The following is a 1,466-nucleotide window of genomic DNA, read 5'->3' on the forward strand; positions in this document are numbered from 1 at the left end:
CATCATGAGTATACAATATCATTATAATATCCGCAATGAAGTAGTATCTACACAAAGCAATACTACGCGCATAACTATACTAATTTCTCCAAACACACATCATTTAGAACAAGAATAAAGCAAGTAGCTACAGTATCATTGCTATTTTTATCAATGGTGACAGGGGAGGTATTTGCGGGAGACAAGAAACCGAAAAGCAAAGCCTCATCAGGTAGGAAGCACGAGGTTACATTTGAATCTATTAATTTAAGTAGCTCTTTACCTGATGTAGTACCTACTTTACCATTTCCTGATTTAATACCATCAAATCCCCCAGTGAATCCACCACCTCCTCCACCCATGCCGCCATTACTGGACATAGTACCACCTGTAATATTACCTGATGTGGTACCAGTCCCTCCAGCACCACCTATGGCACTAAGTCAGCCTCATTTGCTAAGTGATGCTGGTAGTAGTAAATCAGATAAAAAATCAGCATTATTCCAATCTATTAGAGATTTTGGAGGAAAGCTATTTAAGTTAAAAAAAGTCAAGGAAGAGCCGAAAGTGGTTGTGGTTTCTAGCGATGAAGCTGATTTAATGAGTCAGATTTTAGCAAGAAGAGAAGCAATAGCTGGGGAGAAAAAGAGTAATAAGTTCAAGAAGGCAGCAAAAAAGGTAATAGTATTAACAACGGAGGAGCAAAAAGCAAGGGATACTGAGATATCACAAAAGATAGCAGCGAATAAAGAAAAAGCTGCAACACTTCGCAAACAAAAGGAGAAGGAATGGGCTATTAAGGCTAAGCAGATAGAGGCAGAAGTAGAGATTGAGAAACAAGAAAGCAGCAGAACATGCAAGAGCCATGAGGGAGCAAAAAGCTAAAGAAAGCGGAGGTGATAGCAGTACAGTAATTGCCGGCATTGATCCGGTACTTCACAACAATATAGTTGCTGATTTACGGTCAGAAATTAATAGCCTTAAAGAGCAGTTAACACTCAATGGTAATGTGATATCTGAAGGTATAAATGATTTAGGCTTAAATGGTAATGCAAGAAGCAAAAGATCATTAGAGGGTAATAGAATAGTAGAGACTAAGGATCAAAGTACGTCAACAGACGATTTAACTGTATTAGGGGCTAGATTATTTAACGAGAAGCTAGAGAACTGGGAGTTTGAAGAAGATGAAGCAGTTATAGATGAAGTAATAAGCACATATTATTCTGCTAGTGATAGCGGGTATGATGATGAGGCATTAGAAGATAGTAGCGATACCGATAGCAATAATAGTTTAGATACAAATGATGTGGTGTCTAAAATAGTATCACAATCTAATTCTATTGTATCAGAAACTGTCCAAGATGAATTAGCGGATGTGGAGCAAGAATTACAGTCACAGAAATTAAAGGAAGGGGAAGAAGTAGAGGATATATTAGGTGAGGACTTAATTACTGATACAGGGGGTATCCAGCAGATGCAAATAATAG

The 1,466-nt window shown here is 37.9% G+C and carries 2 protein-coding genes and 1 pseudogene; 2 read left to right on the forward strand and 1 reads right to left on the reverse strand.

Features of this window, described 5'->3' with window-relative positions; all coding sequences use genetic code 11:
* Window positions 1-74: 74 nt before the first annotated feature.
* Complete coding sequence (locus A452_RS0107485; protein ID WP_157781384.1) at window positions 75-359, reverse strand: hypothetical protein; 285 nt, start codon at window positions 357-359, stop codon at window positions 75-77.
* On the opposite strand from A452_RS0107485, the gene A452_RS0107490 reads away from it, so the two are divergent.
* A complete protein-coding gene (locus A452_RS0107490) occupies window positions 340-864 on the forward strand; it encodes a hypothetical protein (protein WP_017208728.1) in 525 nt (174 codons plus the stop codon). The genes A452_RS0107485 and A452_RS0107490 overlap by 20 nt on opposite strands.
* Window positions 809-1,466: pseudogene (locus tag A452_RS08890) on the forward strand (autotransporter outer membrane beta-barrel domain-containing protein); the annotation flags it as partial. The gene A452_RS0107490 and the pseudogene A452_RS08890, both read left to right, overlap by 56 nt.

This window comes from Rickettsia australis str. Phillips (assembly GCF_000273745.1).
Taxonomy (GTDB): Bacteria; Pseudomonadota; Alphaproteobacteria; order Rickettsiales; family Rickettsiaceae; genus Rickettsia; species Rickettsia australis.

Excerpts from the sequence above, each read along its gene's own strand:
- A452_RS0107490 (WP_017208728.1), top strand. The coding sequence starts at position 340 with ATGCCGCCATTACTGGACATAGTACCACCTGTAATATTACCTGATGTG.
- A452_RS0107485 (WP_157781384.1), bottom strand. The coding sequence starts at position 359 with ATGTCCAGTAATGGCGGCATGGGTGGAGGAGGTGGTGGATTCACTGGG.